This window comes from Cellulomonas sp. PhB150 (assembly GCF_003755175.1).
Classification (GTDB): domain Bacteria; phylum Actinomycetota; class Actinomycetes; order Actinomycetales; family Cellulomonadaceae; genus Cellulomonas.
Genome location: NZ_RKHX01000003.1, coordinates 511,907 through 533,291 on the forward strand (window position 1 = coordinate 511,907; position 21,385 = coordinate 533,291).

Here is a 21,385-nt window from a genome sequence, read left to right on the forward strand (position 1 = left end):
GGTGGACATCCCCGTGGACGAACCGCGGCGTCAGTCCGCCTGAACGCGGCGCGACGAGGCGGGCAGCTCGACGTCGTACTTGAGAGCCAGGTCGGTGTCGATGCGACTCTGCATGCGGCGCACGCGGGCGATCTGGGCGGGAGTCAGCGGCTTCCGCTTCGCCTGCACGCCGAGCGTCATCCCGGTCTTGGCGTCGACGTAGATGATGCGTTCATCCGCCATCGGTCTCACCATCCTCCGCTCCCGGCGACACGAGCAGGTCTCCTGCTACCGAGACTAGCGCCCGCTCGGGATCCCCGGGAGCTTGCTTCTCGAGCGCCTCGAGGAGGATCTGCACGCGATCGGGGTCGAGCACGTCGATGCGGTCCAGGGTCCACTGGTACATCTGCCACCACCGTGCGGCGCGCGCGTCGTCGACGGCGGCCCGTCGAGCGTCGAGCGCCGCACGCTGCGACTCGGTGCGCTGGTCCCGAGCCAGGTCACTGTCCGTACGCGCTCGTCCGCGCGCGACGTAGATGCCGATCACCGCGGCCAGCAGAGCAGCAAATCCCGCAACCGCGGGAGAGGTGAGGAACGTCGACCACCAGTCGTCGGTCCAGAGCTCGGGCGGAGCAGACCCCGGATCTGGCGCCAGTCGCATCATGGTCGGACGCTAGCAGCGGGCCACCACTGACGTCCCGCTCCGCGCACAGGGCGACGAAGACCCCCGACCAGGGCTCTGGTCGGGGGTCTTCGTGAAGCCGGTTGGTGGAGCCAAGGGGACTCGAACCCCTAACCCCCTGCTTGCAAAGCAGGTGCGCTACCAATTGCGCCATGGCCCCGAGGCGCTCCCGCGGGCACAGGGCCCGAGCGGGTCACTCGAAGGTGTCGGTGACCTCTGCCCACAGGTCCCGCTCGTCGCGGTCCTGGATGAACTTGGTGTACACGACGTATCCGGCGGCAGCCACGGCTGCCAGGAGCAGGATCTTCTTCAACGTGTCCCCCACGGGAGTCGGGAGTGGGCCTAACAGGACTTGAACCTGTGACCTCTTCCTTATCAGGGAAGCGCTCTAACCGTCTGAGCTATAGGCCCGAGTGCGCTGCGCGCCGGTCGAGACTACCCCAGCGGCAGGGCAGCACCCAAACCGGCGGTTCAGCAGGTCAGGAGACGCTGGTCACTCGTCCGTCATCGTCACGTGCACGCCGCCGACGAGCGCCGCCACGATGTTGTAGAGGAACGCGCCGATCGTCGACAGCGCGGTCAGCAGGAAGACGTCGACGACCGCGAGCAGCGTCGCCGCGGAGATGACCTTCTGGAACTCGACGTACTGCAGGATGTCCGGCCCGCCGGCCTCCTGGCCCGTCACCTGCGTGACCAGGTCGTCGACCTTGGTGAAGACGTGCAGCTCGTTGAGCGTGAACCAGCCGACGGCCACGCCGACGACGAGCATGATGCCGATCGCCACGGAGAGCAGGAACGACAGCTTCATGACCGACCAGGGGTCGAGCCGGGAGATCGCCAGACGCACGCGCCGCGGACCCGAGCTCGACTGGACGGTGGGGATACGGCCCGTGCTGGGACGGGCTGCGGCTCCCGCGGGGTTCGCGCCGGCGACCGGGCGAGGGGCGCCCGCGGTGGCAGGCGGGGTCGCGACCGGGATGCTGGTCATGGGCGTGTCCTCGGGACGGGGCCGGGCGGCCGTGGTGATCGCGGCGGAGGTGGACGCCGCGACCTTCTTGAGCCAGGAGGTGGTCGAGTCGACCGCCACCATCAGGGGGGAGGGCTGGTCCTCGTCGTCGTCCAGGGAACCGTCGTCGCCGCGCGGCTCGCGCTCGGCGACCTTCGCCTCGGCCGGCTTGCGCTCGGGCTTCGGACCCGCCGGCTTCGACTCTGCCGCGTTGGGCTGAGCAGGCTTGGACTCTGCGGCCCTGGGCTCCGACGGCTTGGTCTCGACGGGCGCCTTCGACGACGAGCGCACGGGCGGCTTGGCGCGGTCGCTCGAGGAGCTCGAGCCGTTCGACGCGGCCTTGGTGACCGTGCGCGTCGTCTCGTCGGTGCTCGTGCTCGCGCTCGACGTGGCCGACGAGGTCGTCGACCGTCCCGAGGTGGCCGGAGCACCGGCCTCGACGGGGGTGACGGTCCACGCGCTCGTCGGGTTCGCGCGCGACGACGTCGTCGACCGCCCGGAGGTGGTCGGCGGGGTGGGTCGCTGGCGAGGGGGGATCGACGGTGGCGTGGAGTCGGTCATGCATCCTCCGCAGACGGGTCGGCGTCGGTGGTCTCAGGTGCCGGATCTGTCCCGGCAGTGTCGCCCACGGTACCTGCATCGTCTGCCAGGTGTCGCTCAGTGTTGCGCGCCACAGCGATGATCCGGTCGCCGTTGTCGGGCTTCGCGAAGATGACACCCTGCGTCGTGCGACCGGTCGCGTTGACCTCGGAGACCGCCGAGCGCACGATCTTTCCGCGCTCCATGATCACCAGGACCTCGTCGTCGACGTCCACGACGAGGGCTCCCACGAGGTCGCCGTTCGCCTCGGGCAGGTTCGCCACCCGGACGCCGAGGATGCCGCGGCCCTTGACCGCGTAGTTGTCGATCGACAGCTCGGTGCGCTTGGCGATGCCACCCTGCGTCACGGTGAACAGGAACGAGCCCTCGCGCACGACGTCCGCCGCGAGCAGCTCGTCGTCCCCGCGGAACCGCATGCCCGTGACCCCGGACGTGGCGCGGCCCATCGGGCGCAGCGCCTCGTCGGACGCGGTGAACCGCACCGACTGCCCCTTGCGCGAGACGAGCACGAGGTCCTGGTCGGAGTCGACGAGTCGCGCCGAGACGAGCTCGTCCGCGCGGCCCTCGTCGTCCTCGCGCAGGTTGATCGCGATGACGCCGCCGGACCGGTTGGAGTCGTACTCCGCCAGGCGCGTCTTCTTCACCAGGCCGCGCTTGGTCGCGAGCACCAGGTGCTCGGCCTGCTCGTAGTCGCGGATGTCGAGGACCTGGGCGATCTTCTCGCCCGGCTGGAACGCGAGCAGGTTCGCGACGTGCTGGCCCTTCGCGTCACGGCCGCCCTCGGGCAGCTCGTACGCCTTGGCGCGGTAGACGCGGCCCAGGTTCGTGAAGAACAGCAGCCAGTGGTGCGTCGTCGTGACGAAGAAGTGGTCGACGAGGTCGTCCTCGCGCAGCTGCGCGCCACGCACGCCCTTGCCGCCACGACGCTGCGCGCGGTAGTTGTCCGACCGGGTCCGCTTGGCGTAGCCGCCGCGGGTGATCGTGACGACCATCTCCTCCTCGGCGATGAGATCCTCGATCGAGACCTCGCCGTCGAAGGGCAGGATCCTGGTGCGGCGCTCGTCGCCGTATTTGTCGACGATCTCCTCGAGCTCGGTCGAGACGATGTCCCGCTGCCGCTGCTCGGAGGCGAGGATCGCGTTGAGCTCGGTGATCTTCTCCTCGAGCTCGGCGTGGTCGCGCATGATCTTGTCGCGCTCGAGGGCCGCGAGCCGGCGCAGCTGCAGCGCCAGGATCGCGTTGGCCTGGACCTCGTCGATGTCGAGCAGGGCGATCAGGCCGGCGCGGGCCTCGTCGACGTCGGGCGACCGGCGGATCAGCGCGATGACCTCGTCGAGCGCGTCGAGCGCCTTCAGGTACCCACGGAAGATGTGGATCGCTTCCTCGGCCTTGCGCAGGCGGAAGCGGGTGCGGCGCTGGATGACCTCGAGCTGGTGGGCGGTCCAGTGCCGGACGAAGGCGTCGATCGACAGCGTGCGCGGCACCCCGTCGACGAGCGCGAGCATGTTGGCGCCGAACGTGTCCTGCAGCTGCGTGTGCTTGTAGAGGTTGTTCAGCACGACCTTGGCCACGGCGTCGCGCTTGAGCACGATCACCAGGCGCTGGCCCGTGCGGCCCGACGTCTCGTCACGGATGTCCGCGATGCCGGTGACCCGGTTCTCGCGCACCAGGTCCGCGATCTTCTTCGCCAGCGTGTCCGGGTTCACCTGGTACGGGAGCTCGGTGACGACGAGGCAGATCCGGCCCTGGATCTCCTCGACCTCGACGACGGCGCGCATCGTGATCGAGCCGCGGCCCGTGCGGTACGCGTCCTCGATGCCGCGGTGGCCCAGGATCGTCGCCCCGGTGGGGAAGTCGGGTCCCGCGATCCGCGTGAGCAGCTCGGTGAGCAGCTCCTCGCTGGACGCCTCGGGGTGCGCCAGGTGCCACTGCACGCCGGCCGCGACCTCGCGCAGGTTGTGCGGCGGGATGTTGGTCGCCATGCCGACGGCGATGCCCGACGAGCCGTTGACCAGCAGGTTCGGGAAGCGCGAGGGCAGGACGACGGGCTCCTGGGTGCGGCCGTCGTAGTTGTCCTGGAAGTCGACGGTCTCCTCGTCGATGTCCCGGACCATCTCCATGGCCAGCGGCGCCATCTTGCACTCGGTGTACCGGGGCGCGGCGGCCGGGTCGTCGCCCGGGGAGCCGAAGTTGCCCTGCCCGGACACCAGCGGGTAGCGCATCGACCAGTCCTGGACCAGGCGGACGAGCGCGTCGTAGATCGCCGTGTCACCGTGCGGGTGGAACTTGCCCATGACGTCGCCGACGACGCGGCTGCACTTGGAGAACTGCCGGTCGGGCCGGTAGCCGCCGTCGTACATGGCGTAGAGGACGCGCTTGTGCACGGGCTTGAGCCCGTCACGCACGTCCGGCAGGGCGCGTCCGACGATGACGGACATCGCGTAGTCCAGGTAGGACCGCTGCATCTCGAGCTGCAGGTCCACCTGGTCGATGCGGCCGTGCTCGATGCCGTCGGGGCCAGTCGTCTCAGTCACTTGGTTCCTTTGAGTTCGCTACGGACTCGGGTCATGCGTCCTCAGATGTCGAGGAAGCGCACGTCCTTCGCGTTCCGCTGGATGAACGAGCGGCGGGACTCGACGTCCTCGCCCATGAGCACCGAGAAGATCTCGTCGGCCGCGGCGGCCTCGTCGAGCGTGATCTGCAGCAGGGTGCGGTGCTCGGGCGACATCGTGGTCTCCCACAGCTCCTGGTAGTCCATCTCGCCGAGACCCTTGTAGCGCTGGATGCCGTTCTCCTTGGGCAGGCGCTTGCCTCCGGCGATGCCGTCCTTGATCACCGCGTCCCGCTCACGGTCCGAGTACACGTAGTCGTGCGACGCGTTCGACCACTTGATCCGGTACAGCGGCGGCTGCGCGAGGTACACATGGCCGTGCGTGATCAGGTCCGGCATGTACCGGAACAGCAGCGTGAGCAGCAGCGTCGTGATGTGCTGGCCGTCGACGTCGGCATCCGCCATGAGGACGATCTTGTGGTACCGGAGCTTGGCGATGTCGAAGTCCTCGCCGATGCCGGTGCCGAACGCGGTGATCAGCGCCTGGACCTCCTGGTTGCCCAGGGCCTTGTCCAGCCGGGCGCGCTCGACGTTGAGGATCTTGCCTCGGATCGGCAGGATCGCCTGCGTCTTGGGGTTGCGGCCCCGCACGGCCGAGCCGCCGGCCGAGTCACCCTCGACGATGAACACCTCGCACTCGGCGGGGTTGTTCGACTGGCAGTCCTTGAGCTTGCCGGGCATGCCGCCCGACTCGAGCAGGCCCTTGCGCCGGGTCGCCTCGCGCGCCTTGCGGGCGGCCATGCGCGCCGCGGCCGCCTGGATCGACTTGCGGATCACGTCGCGCGACTCGTTCGGGTGCGAGTCGAGCCAGTCGCCGAGCTGGTCGTTGACGACCTTCTGGACGAACGTCTTCGCGATGGTGTTGCCGAGCTTGGTCTTGGTCTGGCCCTCGAACTGAGGCTCGCCGAGCTTGACCGAGATGACCGCGGTCAGCCCCTCGCGGATGTCGTCGCCCGTGAGGTTCTCGTCCTTCTCCTTGAGGATGCCCTTGTCCCGCGCGTAGCGGTTGATCAGGGACGTCATGGCCGCACGGAAGCCCTCCTCGTGCGTCCCACCCTCGGTCGTGGAGATCGTGTTGGCGTAGGTGTGCACCGACTCCGAGTAGGCGTTGGTCCACTGCAGGGCGATCTCGACGGAGATCCGCAGCGTGGTGTCCTCCGACTCGAACGCGATGACGCTCGGGTGGACGAGCTCGACCTTCTTGGCGGAGTTGAGGTGCTTGACGTAGTCGAGCAGGCCGTCGTCGTACTTGTAGGTCACGACGCGTGCCGCCGGCTGGTCCTCGTCGCCCGCGACCTCGTCCTCGGTGCCGAGGTGCGCACTCCGCTCGTCGGTCAGCGTGATCTGCAGGCCCTTGTTGAGGAACGCCATCTGCTGGAACCGGGCGCGGAGCGTCTCGAAGTCGTACTGGACGGTCTCGAAGATCGTGTCGTCGGCCCAGAACGTCTGCTGGGTGCCGGTCTCTTCGGTCGCCTCGCGCTGCTGCAGCCCGCCGACCGGCTTGCCGCCGTCCTCGAAGTCCATCTCCCACACGGAGCCGTCGCGCTTGACGATCGTCTCGACCCGCTTGGACAGCGCGTTGACGACCGAGATGCCGACGCCGTGCAGTCCGCCCGAGACCGCGTAGCCGGCGCCGCCGAACTTGCCGCCCGCGTGCAGGATCGTCATGACGACCTCGACGGTGGGCTTGCCCTCGGTGGGGTGGATCGCCACGGGGATGCCGCGACCGTTGTCGACGACACGCACTCCGCCGTCGTCCAGCAGCGTCACCTCGATGTGGTCGCAGTACCCGGCGAGGGCCTCGTCGACGGAGTTGTCGACGACCTCGTAGACCAGGTGGTGCAGGCCGCGCTCGCCGGTCGACCCGATGTACATGCCGGGACGCTTGCGCACCGCCTCGAGGCCCTCGAGGACGGTGATGGCGCTGGCGTCGTAACCGCCGTTGATGTCAGGCTTCGGGGTGCTCTGCTCTGCCACGGGCGGTGGTACTCCTCAAAGAGATCGCACGCCATCGAGCGCGCCGCCGAGCCGGTGGGATGGCGGATCACTCCATGACGCTGGACTTCCGGGCACCAGGGCGCCAGGAATGACCTTGTCAGTCTACCTGGCAGAACGTGCTAGACCCCCCTGTTGAGGGCACTTGTGGACGGTCCGTTCACATCATCCGAACGTGTCCCGCTCACCGCGGCCCTTGACCCGCTTCGGACCCCTGCCGAAGCCTGGTCCGCCGGGTCCCAGGACGACGATCTCGGCGACCGCTCCCTCTCCCAGCTCCTCGGCGAAGTTCCGCAGCATGGCCGGCACGCTCCACGTGAGGTTGGTGGCCCACGCGGTCGACGAGGCACGCATCGTGAGCACCCCGCGCTCGAAGGACACGTAGGTCGAGTGCTCGGCGACCTGCTCACCGAGGATCTGCGCCCACCGCGCCTGCATGGTCCCGCCGGTCACCCCGGCCGCCCACCCGAACTGGCCGACGACGGCACCGAGCGTGGTGGACAGTGTCAGCGGGTCACGTCCACCGGCAGCCGAGCCGCTCATCTGGGTCTCGAGCGGTCGCCGCGCGCGGACCGGGTCACCGGGCCGGATGCCACGCTTGGCGGCCGCGGCCCGCGCCCGACTCAGCGCCGCGGCCGCGACCTGGCGCTCGGGGACGAGCTCGACGATCGTGCGCAGCGGCGCACCCTCGGCGGGGCGCTCGGGAGGCAGGCCCTCAAAGGACACGAGCGACCTCGCCGCCCATCACGTCCACCCGCGCTCCGCTCAGCGGCTCGGGCACGTCGCCCGCCACCGCCGCCGTGATGAGCACCTGGCGTGCGGGGGCGACGAGCTCGGCCAGGCGCTCGCGCCGGCGGACGTCCAGCTCGGCGAACACGTCGTCGAGGATCAGGACCGGCTCGCCGTCGGGCCCCCAGTCCGCGGCGTCGCCCCCGTCGGACAGGACCGTGTAGCTCGCCAGGCGCAGGGCGAGAGCGAACGACCACGACTCCCCATGGCTCGCGTACCCCTTGGCCGGCAGGCCACCCAGGGTCAGGACGAGGTCGTCGCGGTGCGGCCCGACGAGGCACACACCCCGGTCGAGCTCCTTGCCGCGCAACCGTCCCATGGCCTCGAGCAGCTGAGCTTCGACGAGCTCGACCGAGTCGTCGGTGGATCCCTCGACCTCCAACGCGGCGTCGAGGGACGCCTTGTAGCTCACGACCGCGGCGCCCTGCCCCGAGCTGACCTGCTCGTACGCGCGCGCGACGTGCGGCGCGAGGGTGTCGACCAGGCGCCGGCGCTCGACGACGAGGCGAGCGCCGACCTGCGCGAGCTTCGCGTCCCACACGTCGAGCGTGCGCAGGTCCGAGCCCCCGCCGCGGCGCGCGGCACCTGCGGACTTCAGCAGCGCGGACCGCTGACGCAGCACCCGGTCGTAGTCCTGGATGACCGACGCGATCCTCGGCGTGAGCTGCACGAGCAGGTCGTCGAGGAAACGACGGCGGCCGTCCGGGTCGCCCTTGACGAGCGCGAGGTCCTCGGGGGCGAACAGCACGGTGCGCAGGATGCCCAGCACGTCGCGCGCACGCACCGGGTTCCCGCCGTTGACCCGCGCGCGGTTGGCCTTGCCGGGCGTGACCTCGATCTCGACGAGCGTCGCCCGCGGGTTTCCGGCGTCTAGCTCACGGATCACCCGCGCACGCACGACGGCCCGGCTGGTGCCCGCCCGGACGAGCGCCGCGTCGCTCGGCACGCGGTGGCTGCCGAGCGTCGCGGCGTACCCGATGGCCTCGACGAGGTTCGTCTTGCCCTGACCGTTCGGACCCACCAGCGCGGTGATCCCCGGATCCAGCGCGAGGTCGACCTGCGCGTAGGAGCGGAAGTCCGTCAGGTTGAGGTGGGCGACGTACATCGAGCGGTCAGGCGGACGGCGGCACGGCGGCCCCCGCCGCAGGCGTCGTGCTCGTGACGGGACCGGTGGTCCCGGCGGGCTTCACCGCGTGACCGCCGAACTGCTGGCGCAGCGCCGCGACGGCCTTCATCGCCGGCGACTCGCCCTGGCGGCTGGCGAACCGCGCGAAGAGCGCGGCCGAGATGACCGGCGCCGGGACGGCGAGGTCGATGGCCTCGTCGACCGTCCAGCGGCCCTCGCCCGAGTCCTCGACCCAGTCGTCGATCGCGCCGAGACCCGGGTCCTGCTCGAGCGCGGCGACGAGGAGCTCGAGGAGCCAGGACCGCACGACCGTGCCGTTCGTCCATGCCCGCATCGTGCCGTGCACGTCGGTGACCAGGTCCTTCGCGGCGAGCAGCTCGTAGCCCTCGGCGTAGGCCTGCATGAGGCCGTACTCGATGCCGTTGTGCACCATCTTGGCGAAGTGCCCCGCGCCCACCGCTCCCGCGTGCACGAAGCCGTTCTCGCGTGGACCCTCGGGACGCAGTGCGTCGAAGACAGGCAGGACCTTCTCGACGAGGTCCGCCTCGCCGCCGACCATGAGGCCGTAGCCGTTCTTGAGACCCCAGACACCGCCCGAGACGCCCGCGTCCAGGAAACCGATGCCCTTGGCGGACAGCAGGTCCGCGTGGGGCTGGTCGTCCTGGTAGTACGAGTTGCCACCGTCGATGACGACGTCGCCCGGCGCCAGCAGGTCCGCGAGCTCGTGGATCACGCCGTCGGTGATGTCACCGGACGGCACCATGACCCAGATGACACGCTCGCCCTCGGGGAGCTTGCTGACCAGGTCGGCGAGGCTCGTGGAGTCGCTCACGTCCTGGTTGCGGTCGTACCCGGTGACCTCGATGCCGGCCGCACGGATGCGCTCGCGCATGTTGGCGCCCATCTTGCCCAGCCCGACCAGACCGATGTGCATGCCGTTGCCTCTTCCGTTCCGTGTGCGCCGGTGCGGCGCATCTGCAGGACTCACTGTGCCCCCGTGCGGGCGTGCGTGCACCCGCGTCGTTCGAGACGGGCCCGGATCAGCTCGCGAACCGGATCGGCACGAGCAGGTACCGGTAGTTCTTCTCGTCGTCGCCCTCGAGCGAACCCTGGCCCGTGAACTCCACGGGCTTGTTGGGGTGCGTGAACGACAGGCGCACGAACGGGGTGTCGAGGGCGCCCAGGCCGTCGAGCAGGAACTGCGGGTTGAACGCGACCGAGATCTCGTCGCCGACGAGCGTCGACTCGAGCGCCTCCGACGCCTGCGCGTCGTCACCCTGGCCGGCGTCGAGGACGACCTGGCCCTCGGTGAACGACAGGCGGATCGGGGTGTTCCGCTCCGCGACGAGCGCGACACGCTTGGCGGCGTCGGCGAGCTGCTGGGTCCCGACGACGGCGTGGATGGGGGTCTCGTCGGGGAACAGCCGGCGCACGGCAGGGTAGTCCCCGTCGACGAGGAGGCTCGTGGTGTGCCGGCCGGCCGCCTCGAAGCCGATGAGGTCCACGCCGCCGCCCGTGGAGAGCGCGACCGTGACCTCGCCCGCCCCGCCGAGGGACTTCGCGGCATCCGACAGGGTGCGAGCGCGCACGAGGGCGACCGTCGAGATGTCGGGGCTCGTGGGCTTCCACGTGAGCTCACGCAGAGCGAGTCGGTAGCGGTCCGTCGCCAGGAGCGTGACCTTCTCGCCCTCGATCTCGACGCGCACGCCGGTCAGCAGGGGGAGGGTGTCGTCCCGGCTCGCGGCGACGGACACCTGCGCGACGGCGTGGGTGAGCTCCTCGCCGTCGACGGTTCCGCTCACCGGGGGCATGGCGGGCAGGTTCGGGTAGTCCTCGACCGGCATCGTCAGGAGCGTGAAGCGGCTCGCGCCGCACGTGACGACCACCTTGGTGCCCTCGAGCACCACGTCGACGGGCTTGGCGGGCAGCGCACGGGAGATCTCGGCGAGCAGTCGGCCGGAGACGAGGACCGTCCCGGACTCGCTGACGTCCGCGGGGATCTGGGAGCGGGCCGAGACCTCGTAGTCGAAACTGGAGAGCTGGATGGAGCCGGCCGCGTCCGCCTCGATGCGCACACCGGCGAGCACAGGCACCGGCGGACGTGTCGGCAGGCTGCGAGCCGTCCACGTGACGGCGTCTGCGAGAACGTCACGTTCGACCCGGAACCTCATCGACTCACCTCTCGTCATGCACATGTGTCGTGCTGCTGGTCGGAACCGCTCGTCGGCGCCGACCCGTTGTCCCGACGCTGCCTGCGCGCCCGTCTCGGGAGGCGGGGTGCGAATCACATGGATGTGGCCAGGCGACGTCAAGCGAAGACTACGCGAGTGGTCAGACAGCCGGTACAGCCGGAGGGACGAATGTGGTTCGTCGTCCGGGCTGGGCCTGCGTCGTCCACCCGCCGGCCTAACGGCGGTGTGTGGATCAAGCACAGCAGAGAAGTGTCGTCGTCGTCATCGGTGGTGTGGAAACTGTGGATGACAGGTCCCTGTGCAGGTCACGAAACGTTTCACGTGTGGACACGGCGTGTGTCCCGATCCGGACTTCCGGTGGACGAGTGGGGACGGCCGTCCTGGCGCCACTGTCCGTCCACCGGCGGTACCCGTCGTGTCCACACAGGATCGGCTGTCGTCCACCGTCGTCCACAGGGCTGTGCACAGGTGTGAACATTCGTCCCATGGTTCTTTCAGGTTGGGGATGAATGTTCCGCGGCGAGGATGTGAGCGCGGACATCGCGGCGCACGGCGGACGCACAGACGTGGGCGATTTGTCACATCTCGCGTAGATGCGCAGGTCACGGCGGTGCACGGTGAGGTGCACCCCCGAACGGGTGACAACTTTCACAACATCCCCAGGTCGATGTCCGAGGGTGTGGATAAACCTGGGGAAAGTCAGCCCCGGCTCTGCTGCTTGATCCGGTTGGTGAGCTCGGTCACCTGGTTGTAGATCGAGCGCCGCTCGGCCATCAGCTCGCGGATCTTGCGGTTCGCGTGCATGACGGTGGTGTGGTCCCGGCCGCCGAACGCCTGCCCGATCTTGGGCAGCGAGAGGTCCGTCAGCTCGCGGCACAGGTACATCGCGATCTGCCGGGCGGTGACGAGGACGCGGGAGCGGCTGGATCCGCACAGGTCGTCGATGGACAGCCCGAAGTAGGCGGCGGTCTGGCCGATGATCTGCGTGGCGGTGATCTCCGCGGTCTCGTCGTCGGTGATGAGGTCCTTGAGAACGATCTCCGCGAGCGACAGGTCGACCTGCTGCCGGTTGAGGTTCGCGAACGCCGTGACGCGGATGAGGGCGCCCTCGAGCTCGCGGATGTTGGTCGAGATCTTCGAGGCGATGTACTCCAGGACGTCCGGCGGCGCCTCGAGGCGCTCGCTCGCGGCCTTCTTCCGCAGGATCGCGATGCGCGTCTCGAGGTCGGGGGGCTGGACGTCCGTGATGAGGCCCCACTCGAAGCGGGAGCGCATCCGGTCCTCGAAGCCGTTCAGCTGCTTGGGCGGCAGGTCGGAGGTGATCACGACCTGCTTGTTCGCGTTGTGCAGCGTGTTGAAGGTGTGGAAGAACTCCTCCATCGTCTGTTCCTTGCCCTGCAGGAACTGGATGTCGTCGATGAGGAGCACGTCGACCTCGCGGTAGCGGCGCTGGAAGGCGCCGGCCTTGCCCTCGGAGATCGAGTTGATGAAGTCGTTGGTGAACTCCTCCGAGTTCACGTAGCGCACGCGCACGCTCGGGTAGAGGTTCTGCGCGTAGTGGCCGATGGCGTGCAGCAGGTGCGTCTTGCCCAGGCCCGAATCGCCGTAGATGAACAGCGGGTTGTACGCCTTCGCCGGCGCCTCGGCCACGGCGACCGCCGCGGCGTGCGCGAACCGGTTGGACGAGCCGATGACGAACGTCTCGAACAGGTACTTCGGGTTGAGCCGCGCGGGCTCGGCCTGCTGCCGGCGGCCACCACCGGTGCTCGCCCGGTCGCTGACGGCCTGGGAACGCGGGGGCTCCTGGGCCTCCTCGACGACCGCTTCCGTCTGCTGGACCACTCGCAGCGTCGGAGGGGCGTCGTCGGCCAGGTCGGGATCCACGGTGATCGCGAACCGCGCGTCCCGGCCGAGTGCGGTGCTCAGGGCGTCGCTGACCTCCGGCCGCACGCGCGACTCGAGGTAGTCCTTGGTCAGGTCGTTGCCGACGGCGAGCAGGAGGGTCCCGTCGAGGAGGCCGAGCGGCTTGGCCAGCCGGACGAACGCCAGCTGTCGCGGCGTGATGTCGGGGCTGGCCTCGAGGGTCGTCACGACGTGTCCCCAGACCCGGGTCAGCTCTTCGTCCTGCGGCACGTCCTACCTCGGGTTGTCTTGATCGCGTGGAGCGACGAGTCTCGCACGGCTCGGGTTGTCCACACAGTTGTCCACACCTGTGAGCGGAGCGGAGAACGGCTGCGTGGCCGACGAGAATGCGTGCTGAGGCTGGTCGGCGTGTACTGCTCGACACGCTTCGGACGGCGACGATCCACAGCTGTGGGCGGCGCGCGGCGTGGCACGATGCTAGTGGTGCCTCCTGGTCCAGGGGAGGGCCCGAGCGGGTGAGGTACACCTCGATCGGGCGTGTCGTTGCGACGGGCTGTGACCGACATCCCGTACTGTCCGGCGGCTCGGCATTTGACCGCCTCTGGACGGCGGCGTACCGTGGTGAAGCCTTCCGATGGCTCCTTCCGGCGCGCCCAGACGCCAACATGTACTCGTACGTGCTCGTGGAGTGGTCGAACTCGGCAGTCAGACCTGGTCGCGCGCATACGCGCGGCATCCCGATGGAGCAGTAGGAGATACCTCGTGAGCAAGCGCACGTTCCAGCCGAACAACCGGCGCCGCGCCAAGACGCACGGCTTCCGTCTGCGTATGCGCACCCGCGCTGGTCGCGCGATCCTCGCCGCGCGTCGCCGTAAGGGCCGCGCGGAGCTCTCGGCCTGACACCAGCGTCGGTGCTGCCTGCCGCGCACCGGATGCGCCGTCCTGCCGATTTCGAGCAGGCGGTGCGCCGCGGTGCGCGTGGCGGACGCGACACGGTGGTGGTGCACCTGACGCAACGGACCGACCCCGGGCCTGGCCCGGTGGTCGGTTTCGTCGTGTCCAAGGGTGTCGGCAACGCCGTGACGCGCAATCTCGTCAAGCGGCGGCTGCGGGCACTGGTGCACGCACGGCTCGCTGTCGTGCCGGCGTCGGCGTCCCTCGTGGTCCGCGCACTGCCCGCATCCGCGGCGGCGTCCTACGGGTCGCTCGAAGCCGACCTGGACGGTGCCCTGGCAACCGCGCAGCGCCGCCTGGCTCGGAGCGCCGGCTAGTGGGCGTTCTCCGGTTCGTGCTGCGTCTGCCGGCGCTGGCCCTGCTGCTCCTGCTTCGCGGCTACCAGCGGTTCATCTCGCCGATGCGTCCGCCGACCTGCCGGTTCTACCCGTCGTGCTCGCAGTACGCGGTGATCGCCGTCCGGCGTCATGGCGCTGCGTACGGCACCTGGCTCGCGGCCCGCCGCCTGCTGCGGTGCCACCCCTGGAACCCCGGGGGTATCGACGACGTTCCACCTGCGCGTGCAGGACATCACGTGCACCACCCTGCTTCTGTGGCTCAGCCCACGCACTGACACCCGACTGAGGAGCTTTGCTCATGGGCTGGTTCGATAGCCTGCTTCACCCGATCATGGTCGTGGTCGCCTGGATCATGGTCATGTGGCACAAGGTCTGGACCGGCATCGGTCTCGACCCCGACGGCGGCGCGGCCTGGACGCTGTCCATCGTCGGCCTCGTGATCGTCATCCGCATCCTGCTGATCCCGCTCTTCTTCAAGCAGATCAAGGCCTCCCGCGGGATGCAGCTCTTGGCGCCGGAGATGAAGGCGATCCAGAAGAAGTACAAGGGCAAGACTGACCCCGCCTCCCGCGAGGCGATGAGCCGCGAGACGATGGCGCTCTACCGCAAGCACGGGACGAACCCGTTCGCGTCGTGCCTGCCGATCCTGCTGCAGTCCCCCATCTTCTTCGCGCTCTTCCGGGTGCTGAACTCGCTGCCGGCGATCGCCGACGGCATCTACCGGGGCGACCAGGACCACATTGGCCCGATGACCCAGGAGCTCGCCAGCTCCGCGGAGAATGCGTCGATCTTCGGTGCGCCGCTGTCGGGCACGTTCATGCGGGCGGACGGAAACGTCCACATCCAGATCGTCAGCGCCGTGCTCATCATCGCGATGTCGGCGACGACGTTCCTCACGCAGCGCCAGCTGACCATGAAGAACATGCCGCCGTCCGCCCTCGAGGGGCCCATGGCGCAGCAGCAGAAGGTCCTGCTGTACGTCCTGCCGCTGATCTTCGCGTTCTCGGGCGTCAACTTCCCGATCGGTGTCCTCATCTACTGGACCACGACCAACCTCTGGTCGATGGGGCAGCAGTTCTACACGATCCGACGCATGCCCGCGCCCGGCTCCGCAGCGGAGAAGGCGGCCCTCGAGCGCAAGGCACGCAAGGCTGCGCACCGCGGCGGAGGAGCTCTCGAGGAGAGCGCCCCCGTCGAGGTCATCGAGGAGAAGCCGCGCGGGCAGCGCACGCAGCCGAAGCGCAAGGACCGCGCCAAGCCGCGTCCTCTCGCCGAGCCCACCACACCTGCCGTCGTTCCCGACCCGCCCGCGGACAGCACGCCGCCGGCATCCGGGAGCAGCACGGGGAAGTCCACGCCGAAGCCGAAGAAGTAGAGCGCTCAGCGCTCGTTGATCGGAGACCACCATGACGTCACCCTTGCCCGACGCCCCCGCTGAGCCGACGACCTCGCGCCTCGAAGAGGAGGGCGAGATCGCCGCCGACTACCTCGAGGAGCTCCTCGACATCGCGGACCTCGACGGAGACATCGACATCGACATCGACCACGGCCGGGCCGCCCTCGAGATCCTCTCGGAGGACCCGAAGGACACCTCTCTGCGCCGGCTGGCCGGGCGTGACGGCGAGGTCGTCGACGCACTCCAGGAGCTCACGCGCCTCGCCGTGCAGACCAAGACTGGTGAGCGCAGCCGGCTGATGCTCGATGTCGCTGGTTACCGAGCGGGCCGTCGCGCCGAGCTCGTCACTGTCGCCGAGGAGGCGATCGCTCGCGTGCGCGAGTCGGGTGCGTCCGTCGCGCTGGGAGCGATGAACCCGTTCGAGCGCAAGGTCGTCCACGACACCGTGGCGACCGCCGGCCTGACGAGCGACTCCGACGGCGTCGAGCCGAACCGGCACGTGGTGATCCGGCCCGCCTGACGGGTAGGTGCTGTCCTCGAGCGGGGCGATGGGCTACGGCCCGTCGCCCCGCTCTTTCGTACCCGGCTTGCTCGTCGTCCTTATTGTTCCGGTGCACTGCCTCAACGGGGGCGTCGGGCACGTGTTTCACGTGAAACACAGACCGGCGCGTGCTCGACTCGGCCCAGGATTGTCCCGGGTCGTCGCGTGGCTGCGTCAGGGAGATCGACCCCTCCGGAGGTGACGGCGCTGAGGGGACGGCGATGCCGGTACGCGCGGGCCAGCGCTACCGACACTGGTCATGCGGCGGTCTAGCGTCGTGGCGGATCAGGCACGCATGCCCTGGCGGGACCGTGGTCTGCGCGCTCCGCATGGCTTGGTGCACTCGACGGTGCCGATCCGTGTGCGGCTCGCCGTCCGCAGTGAGGTCCTTGCCGAGCGTGCCTCGCCGGCAGGTGCCCGCTTGAGGTGTCGTCACCGCGGCAGAGGTGGCGCCGTTTCACGTGAAACATGTGAGGTCCGGACCGCGCGGAGCGAATCACTTGCAGTTGGCACCGAGCGGCGGTGAGAGTCGGTGGGGCGGGACCCGGGTGGCTGACATCCGAGGGAAACGGATCACCGGGTAGCACTCACGTCCTGACGCCATGGAATCTTGGCGAGCCGGCGATGAGCGACACGCGTCCACGGGGATGAGCGAACGGGGGCCCGAGGCGCTGGAGCGGTGGCAGCCCGGGCGAGTGGGAAGCAGCCCGGGCTGTGGTGTCGGCGTGGGCTGGACCGCCGGTGATCCGGGCGGGTAGGCCACGGTGGCGCTCGAGCGGAGAACGTAGGCGTTGGCGGCGCGATGGGCGAGCGGGTAGCTCGGACCCTGGCGGGGGGAAGCCTGGCGGGCCGGTGACTCGGGCGCGTAGGCCACGGATGACTCTCGAGCGGGGAACGCAGGCGCTGGTGCGGCGACAGGCGAGGGTGGAGCTGGGGCCGTGGCGGGAGGGGAGGGCGGGTGGCCCGGATGGGTGCTCCACGGATGACTGGCGAGGATGCCCTGTGGGCGCTTGCGCGTACGCCGGTGAGCTCCTTCGACGTGGACGAGGACAGCGGGATGGGTTTTGCCGACGTGCAGTTTCCGAGACACCAACGGGTACCACCTGCTCCCTCATTCACGGGTGCGTCGATGGATGAACCGTGGTCCTCGACTCCCTGGCTCCTCGGGATCGGCGGTCTCGGCGGGCAGACCCTGGCGTAGGTCCTGCGCGGAGGAGGTGATCGCGAGACATGACATCCGCCACTGCTCAGGCACGTGTTCTGCCGCGGGACCCGCGGCACGTTGCTCACTCAGCTCACCGCTCCCTGCCAAGGGCCGGGTCCCGGAAGGCTTCGCGCGTTCGATGAGTCGGCTGCCGCTGGGCCGATATGCCCACGCGTCGATGTGGCGCTTTGTCGACGTGCCGGCTCGTTGGGTGCGCGAGGGCCGGGTACTTCGCGAGGCTGAGCTCTCCGAGGGCCTCGGCCCTGCGCGAGTGCCAATCCTTGATGCCACCCCCGGCGTCGGGGTGGCAAACCGGGGACGTCTGGGCAGCGTCTGTGGAGGGCCCGATCAGGGTGGGAAGGGCGCGATACGGTAGGGCGTTCGCGCGGGCCGAGACCGGTCGTTCCTGATCTGGGGAAGCTCTGGACGCGTCGTTTCACGTGAAACAGGGAGTGTGCGCAGGTGGGAGAGAACGGCAACGTCGAGCAGGTCGACATCGACCCTCTCGACGGTGATCCGAGACTGCCGGCCTACTTCGGGGACGCGTGGGGGACAGTCAGTGCATTCCGCGACATGCTCGTGAGTGACGGGGTCCTTCGAGGCCTGATCGGTCCGCGTGAGGTGGGTCGTCTGTGGACGCGTCACCTGTTGAACTCCGCGGCCGTCACGCCGTACCTGCCTACGTCCGGGAGGGTCGTCGACCTGGGGAGCGGAGCGGGCCTGCCTGGGGTCGTGGTGGCGGCGATGCTGCCTGACACCGAGGTCGTGCTGCTGGAGCCCATGGAGCGTCGGACGGACTGGCTCACCGAGGTCGCCGACCGCCTGCACCTCGACAACGTCGTCGTCCGGCGTGGGCGCGCTCAGGACGTCCACGGCGACCTCACGGCGGACGCCGTGACGTCTCGCGCGGTCGCATCCCTGGACAAGCTCTACCGCTGGGCGCTGCCGTTGCTCGGTCGCGGCGGGGCCCTGCTGGCCCTCAAGGGCGAGAAGGCCCAGGAGGAGGTCGACGCTGCCGGGGACGTCGGCCGCCGGCTCGGCGCAGGTCCCGCTGAGGTGCTGATGGCTTCGACACTGGACGGCGTCGAGATCACGCGCGTCGTCCGCGTCGTCCGAGAGGACGTCCGGCGTGTTCGGTAGGAAGAAGCGTGGTGGCGAAGCGTCGACCACGACGGGAGCGCCCGTTGAGTCGCAGGCCGAGCCCTCGAGCACGCAGACCGCCACGTCGGCGAACCGTGATGCCACGGCGGCACAGCCGGGCACCTGGTCCCCGCCAGCAGGCTCAACCTCGTCGGCCGCTCAGGCGCCCGACGCCGTGTCGTCAGTCGAACCGACGATCTACTCACCGGACGCGGCTCCCGAGTTGTCCCTTCCGCCAACAGCTTCTGGGCCCGAGAAGTCCGTCGGACCAGATCGCGGCGATGACGTGTCCGTTGCTGGCGGCTCGGTCCACCCAGCGCAGGACGGTGTGATCGAGCACGAGCGTGTTTCACGTGAAACGACGCGCAAGGTGGAGGAGCGAGCCGCCCGCACGGTCGGCGATGAAGCCAGGTCAGCGCCTTCCGTCCACGCCCTGCATGAGGATGCACGCGATGGGGAGGTGGTTTCACGTGAAACAGCTCCCGGCCGCCTCGATGGGCGAGGCGTCGAGGACGCGAACACCGGCGGGACGGAGCCCTACCGCTCGCCGCTGCGGGATGCTCGCGACGACGATCCAGTTTCACGTGAAACAGAGGGGCGCGCGTCATCGGACACCGGCAGCCTCAGCGGGGTCAGCGAGGCGGGCGAGGACGGCTCGGAGAGCCGCCCTCATACCGTTCCTCCGCACGCGGGGGACGACGGTGGAAATGCAACAGTGTCGCTCGCGGGTGCTGTGGGCGAGGGGACGAACGATCGCGAGGTTCCCGGGTCACGGAACCCGATCGAGCACGGTCGGGGGCCGGCGCCCGAGACGAGTTCCGCCGACGTCGTTTCACGTGAAACAGTGAGCGCGGCAACACCGTTGCCACCCCGGACGAACCAGCCTGACGGAGCCCACGCCCTCGTGAATGAGACCGATCCCGACGAGCGCCGCCGTGCCGCACTCGTCGAGAGCCTGCCGTCGGTGAGCGATGACACGCCGCTGATGGCGGAGCTCAAGCAGGATGCCCAGCGACGCATCGAGCTCCGCGGCCGGCGATTCCCTAGCCCGCCCGAGACGCGCGTGATCACCGTCGCGAACCAGAAGGGCGGCGTCGGCAAGACCACCACGACCGTCAACCTCGCGGCCGCCCTCGCGCAGTCCGGACTCAACGTCCTCGTGCTGGACAACGACCCGCAGGGCAACGCGTCGACCGCCCTGGGCATCGAGCACCGTGCCGGAACGCCGTCGATCTACGAGGTCCTCGTCGAGAGCAAGCCGATGCACGAGGCGGTGCAGGTCTGCCCGGACATCCCCACCCTGTGGTGCCTGCCGGCGACGATCGACCTGTCGGGTGCGGAGATCGAGCTCGTCTCGATGGTGGCCCGCGAGACTCGCCTCCGGGTCGCGCTCGACGCGTACCTCGACTGGCGAGAGGCCAACGGCCAGGCGCGACTGGACTACGTGTTCGTCGACTGCCCGCCCAGCCTGGGGTTGCTCACGGTCAACGCCTTCGTCGTCGGACGCGAGGTGCTCATCCCCATCCAGTGCGAGTACTACGCGCTCGAGGGCCTCAGCCAGCTCCTCAAGACGATCGAGCTGATCCAGGCGCACCTGAACCAGGGCCTGCACGTCTCGACGATCCTGCTGACCATGTACGACGCACGGACGAACCTCGCTCAGCAGGTCGCGCAGGAGGTGCGCACGCACTTCCCGGAGCGGACCCTGCGGACGACCGTGCCGCGCTCGGTCAGGATCTCGGAAGCGCCGAGCTACGGCCAGACGGTCATCACGTACGACGCGGGATCCTCGGGTGCGCTCGCGTACCTCGAGGCTGCCCGTGAGCTCGCGGACCGCGGCGCTGCCGCCGCGACCGCTTCACAGGACGCCACGCAGGACGGCCAGGAGGAACGATGAGCGAGAAGCGACGTGGGCTGGGCCGAGGGCTCGGCGCGCTGATCCCGACGGCACCCGAGGGGGACCAGCGTCCGACCGGCGGAGACCGACCGGCCGACCTGTTCTTCGGTGAGCCGCGCAGCAATGGCGCTGCGGCAGCCACATCGTCGGAGAGCGAGGTCGCCGAGACCGCTGCTCCCGAAGCGCCTGCCGCCGCTCCCGCAGCGGCCTCCGAGCACGACCTGCTACCCGTGCCGGGTGCGCGCTTCGCCGAGCTCCCGGTCGGGGAGATCCGCCCCAACCCGCGCCAGCCGCGCACCGTCTTCGACGAGGATGCGCTCGCCGAGCTGGTCGGTTCGATCAAGGAGATCGGCGTCCTGCAGCCGGTCGTCGTCCGCCAGGTCGCCGACGGCTACGAGCTGATCATGGGCGAGCGCCGCTGGCGCGCGACGCAGGAGGCCGGCCTCGACACCATCCCGGCGATCGTCCGGGAGACCGAGGACGGCGACCTGCTGCGCGACGCGCTGCTCGAGAACCTCCACCGCTCGCAGCTCAACGTGCTCGAGGAGGCCGCGGCCTACCAGCAGCTGCTCGACGACTTCGGCTGCACCCACGAGCAGCTCGCGAGCCGGATCCACCGGTCGAGGCCGCAGATCTCGAACACGCTGCGGCTGCTGAAGCTGCCGCCGCTGGTCCAGCGCCGGGTTGCCGCCGGCGTCCTGAGCGCGGGTCACGCCCGCGCGCTGCTCGGCCTGAACGATGGAGCAGCCATCGAGCGGCTCGCTCAGCGCATCGTCGCCGAGGGCCTGTCCGTCCGAGCGGTCGAGGAGATCGTCGCGATGGGCACCGACGACGCTCCGCGTCGGCGTCCCGCGCCGCGGGCGGGCATCCGCAACGAGGCTCTCGATGATCTCGCCTCGAGGCTCTCGGACAAGTTCGAGACGCGGGTGAAGGTCAGCCTCGGCAAGTCGCGCGGACGACTGACGGTCGAGTTCGCGTCCGTCCAGGATCTCAACCGGATCCTGGGCAGCCTCGCACCTGAGGACCCGGGCCTCCTCAAGGGCTGACGCGGGTGCCGGGACCGGTGCGCGAG

Annotated in this window: 19 protein-coding genes and 2 tRNA genes; 8 read left to right on the forward strand and 13 right to left on the reverse strand. The window is 69.5% G+C overall.

What is annotated here, in order from left to right:
* Positions 1 to 30: 30 nt before the first annotated feature.
* From EDF34_RS12685 to dnaA, 13 genes are all read right to left on the reverse strand, one after another.
* The gene (locus EDF34_RS12685) at positions 31 to 222 is read right to left on the reverse strand and encodes a hypothetical protein (RefSeq protein ID WP_123371828.1); all 192 of its coding nucleotides are present in this window, start codon (positions 220 to 222) and stop codon (positions 31 to 33) included.
* Positions 212 to 643: a hypothetical protein gene (locus EDF34_RS12690; protein WP_123371829.1), complete on the reverse strand. Its 432-nt coding sequence runs from the start codon at positions 641 to 643 to the stop codon at positions 212 to 214. The genes EDF34_RS12685 and EDF34_RS12690 overlap by 11 nt, the downstream gene beginning before the upstream one ends.
* Positions 644 to 745: 102 nt before the next feature.
* Positions 746 to 821, reverse strand: a tRNA-Ala gene (locus tag EDF34_RS12695).
* Between the two features lie 33 nt (positions 822 to 854).
* Complete coding sequence (locus EDF34_RS17885) at positions 855 to 986, reverse strand: DLW-39 family protein (protein ID WP_370450066.1); 132 nt, start codon at positions 984 to 986, stop codon at positions 855 to 857.
* Between the two features lie 12 nt (positions 987 to 998).
* Positions 999 to 1,072 (reverse strand) — tRNA-Ile (locus EDF34_RS12700).
* 82 nt (positions 1,073 to 1,154) lie between these two features.
* Complete coding sequence (locus EDF34_RS12705) at positions 1,155 to 2,228, reverse strand: DUF3566 domain-containing protein (protein ID WP_123371830.1); 1,074 nt, start codon at positions 2,226 to 2,228, stop codon at positions 1,155 to 1,157.
* Positions 2,225 to 4,801 (reverse strand): DNA gyrase subunit A, encoded by a 2,577-nt coding sequence (gene gyrA, locus EDF34_RS12710; RefSeq protein ID WP_123371831.1) that lies wholly within the window; start codon positions 4,799 to 4,801, stop codon positions 2,225 to 2,227. The genes EDF34_RS12705 and gyrA overlap by 4 nt, the downstream gene beginning before the upstream one ends.
* 41 nt (positions 4,802 to 4,842) lie before the next feature.
* Positions 4,843 to 6,855: a DNA topoisomerase (ATP-hydrolyzing) subunit B gene (gene gyrB, locus EDF34_RS12715; protein WP_123371832.1), complete on the reverse strand. Its 2,013-nt coding sequence runs from the start codon at positions 6,853 to 6,855 to the stop codon at positions 4,843 to 4,845.
* A 183-nt stretch (positions 6,856 to 7,038) separates the two neighbouring features.
* Complete coding sequence (locus EDF34_RS12720; RefSeq protein WP_123371833.1) at positions 7,039 to 7,599, reverse strand: DUF721 domain-containing protein; 561 nt, start codon at positions 7,597 to 7,599, stop codon at positions 7,039 to 7,041.
* A complete protein-coding gene (gene recF, locus EDF34_RS12725; RefSeq protein ID WP_123371834.1) occupies positions 7,589 to 8,767 on the reverse strand; it encodes a DNA replication/repair protein RecF in 1,179 nt (392 codons plus the stop codon). The genes EDF34_RS12720 and recF overlap by 11 nt, the downstream gene beginning before the upstream one ends.
* Positions 8,768 to 8,774: 7 nt before the next feature.
* A complete protein-coding gene (gene gnd / locus EDF34_RS12730) occupies positions 8,775 to 9,722 on the reverse strand; it encodes a phosphogluconate dehydrogenase (NAD(+)-dependent, decarboxylating) (protein ID WP_123371835.1) in 948 nt (315 codons plus the stop codon).
* A gap of 106 nt (positions 9,723 to 9,828) precedes the next feature.
* Positions 9,829 to 10,959, reverse strand: a complete 1,131-nt coding sequence (gene dnaN / locus EDF34_RS12735; protein WP_123371836.1) for a DNA polymerase III subunit beta — start codon at positions 10,957 to 10,959, stop codon at positions 9,829 to 9,831.
* 720 nt (positions 10,960 to 11,679) lie between these two features.
* Positions 11,680 to 13,113: a chromosomal replication initiator protein DnaA gene (dnaA, locus tag EDF34_RS12740; protein ID WP_123371837.1), complete on the reverse strand. Its 1,434-nt coding sequence runs from the start codon at positions 13,111 to 13,113 to the stop codon at positions 11,680 to 11,682.
* A 492-nt stretch (positions 13,114 to 13,605) separates the two neighbouring features.
* On the opposite strand from dnaA, the gene rpmH reads away from it, so the two are divergent.
* The 8 genes from rpmH to EDF34_RS12780 all read left to right on the forward strand — a co-directional run bounded on the left by rpmH (position 13,606) and on the right by EDF34_RS12780 (position 21,359).
* On the forward strand, positions 13,606 to 13,743 hold the full coding sequence (gene rpmH / locus EDF34_RS12745; RefSeq protein WP_010849920.1) for a 50S ribosomal protein L34: 138 nt from the start codon (positions 13,606 to 13,608) through the stop codon (positions 13,741 to 13,743).
* Between the two features lie 11 nt (positions 13,744 to 13,754).
* Complete coding sequence (gene rnpA / locus EDF34_RS12750; RefSeq protein WP_123371838.1) at positions 13,755 to 14,114, forward strand: ribonuclease P protein component; 360 nt, start codon at positions 13,755 to 13,757, stop codon at positions 14,112 to 14,114.
* Between the two features lie 17 nt (positions 14,115 to 14,131).
* On the forward strand, positions 14,132 to 14,410 hold the full coding sequence (yidD, locus tag EDF34_RS12755; RefSeq protein ID WP_370450068.1) for a membrane protein insertion efficiency factor YidD: 279 nt from the start codon (positions 14,132 to 14,134) through the stop codon (positions 14,408 to 14,410).
* 23 nt (positions 14,411 to 14,433) lie between these two features.
* Positions 14,434 to 15,510: a membrane protein insertase YidC gene (gene yidC, locus EDF34_RS12760; protein ID WP_123371840.1), complete on the forward strand. Its 1,077-nt coding sequence runs from the start codon at positions 14,434 to 14,436 to the stop codon at positions 15,508 to 15,510.
* 31 nt (positions 15,511 to 15,541) lie between these two features.
* Positions 15,542 to 16,051, forward strand: coding sequence for a R3H domain-containing nucleic acid-binding protein (locus EDF34_RS12765; RefSeq protein ID WP_123371841.1), 510 nt, complete (start codon positions 15,542 to 15,544; stop codon positions 16,049 to 16,051).
* A gap of 1,798 nt (positions 16,052 to 17,849) precedes the next feature.
* Positions 17,850 to 18,416 (forward strand): 16S rRNA (guanine(527)-N(7))-methyltransferase RsmG, encoded by a 567-nt coding sequence (gene rsmG / locus EDF34_RS12770; protein WP_233575381.1) that lies wholly within the window; start codon positions 17,850 to 17,852, stop codon positions 18,414 to 18,416.
* Between the two features lie 904 nt (positions 18,417 to 19,320).
* The gene (locus EDF34_RS12775; protein WP_233575369.1) at positions 19,321 to 20,313 is read left to right on the forward strand and encodes a ParA family protein; all 993 of its coding nucleotides are present in this window, start codon (positions 19,321 to 19,323) and stop codon (positions 20,311 to 20,313) included.
* Positions 20,310 to 21,359 carry a ParB/RepB/Spo0J family partition protein gene (locus EDF34_RS12780; RefSeq protein ID WP_123371844.1) on the forward strand — a complete coding sequence of 350 codons (1,050 nt, stop codon included), beginning with the start codon at positions 20,310 to 20,312 and terminating at the stop codon, positions 21,357 to 21,359. The genes EDF34_RS12775 and EDF34_RS12780 overlap by 4 nt, the downstream gene beginning before the upstream one ends.
* Positions 21,360 to 21,385 lie beyond the last annotated feature (26 nt).

Coding starts and splice junctions, on each gene's coding strand:
- EDF34_RS12685 (WP_123371828.1), bottom strand. CDS start 222: ATGGCGGATGAACGCATCATCTACGTCGACGCCAAGACCGGGATGACG.
- EDF34_RS12690 (WP_123371829.1), bottom strand. CDS start 643: ATGATGCGACTGGCGCCAGATCCGGGGTCTGCTCCGCCCGAGCTCTGG.
- EDF34_RS12705 (WP_123371830.1), bottom strand. CDS start 2,228: ATGACCGACTCCACGCCACCGTCGATCCCCCCTCGCCAGCGACCCACC.
- recF (WP_123371834.1), bottom strand. CDS start 8,767: ATGTACGTCGCCCACCTCAACCTGACGGACTTCCGCTCCTACGCGCAG.
- gnd (WP_123371835.1), bottom strand. CDS start 9,722: ATGCACATCGGTCTGGTCGGGCTGGGCAAGATGGGCGCCAACATGCGC.
- dnaN (WP_123371836.1), bottom strand. CDS start 10,959: ATGAGGTTCCGGGTCGAACGTGACGTTCTCGCAGACGCCGTCACGTGG.
- yidC (WP_123371840.1), top strand. CDS start 14,434: ATGGGCTGGTTCGATAGCCTGCTTCACCCGATCATGGTCGTGGTCGCC.
- EDF34_RS12765 (WP_123371841.1), top strand. CDS start 15,542: ATGACGTCACCCTTGCCCGACGCCCCCGCTGAGCCGACGACCTCGCGC.
- rsmG (WP_233575381.1), top strand. CDS start 17,850: ATGCTCGTGAGTGACGGGGTCCTTCGAGGCCTGATCGGTCCGCGTGAG.
- EDF34_RS12780 (WP_123371844.1), top strand. CDS start 20,310: ATGAGCGAGAAGCGACGTGGGCTGGGCCGAGGGCTCGGCGCGCTGATC.